The following is a 301-nucleotide window of genomic DNA, read 5'->3' on the forward strand; positions in this document are numbered from 1 at the left end:
TGAAAGTTCTGACGCCGCCGAGGGTTACGGGTTCACGGGCAACGCAACCAGCGTCGCGTCGGGTCGGGTGGCGTATCTGCTGGGGTTGCAGGGTCCGGCGATCACCGTGGACACCGCCTGCTCATCCTCGCTGGTAGCCACCCACTTAGCCTGCCAGTCGCTGCGCAGCGGCGAATCAACACTGGCCCTAGCCGGCGGCGTCACCATCATGACCACACCCGGACCTTTCACCGAATTCGCCCGCCAACGCGGGCTGGCCGCCGACGGGCGCTGCAAAGCATTCTCCGCCGCCGCCGACGGC

The 301-nt window shown here is 67.8% G+C and carries 1 protein-coding gene; it reads left to right on the plus strand.

What is annotated here, in order from left to right:
• Window positions 1-301: beta-ketoacyl synthase N-terminal-like domain-containing protein (locus tag F0Q45_RS27135; protein WP_149656714.1), on the plus strand; the 301-nt coding region annotated here is incomplete at both ends.

Source organism: Mycobacterium simiae, from assembly GCF_008370645.1.
GTDB classification, from domain to species: domain Bacteria; phylum Actinomycetota; class Actinomycetes; order Mycobacteriales; family Mycobacteriaceae; genus Mycobacterium; species Mycobacterium simiae_A.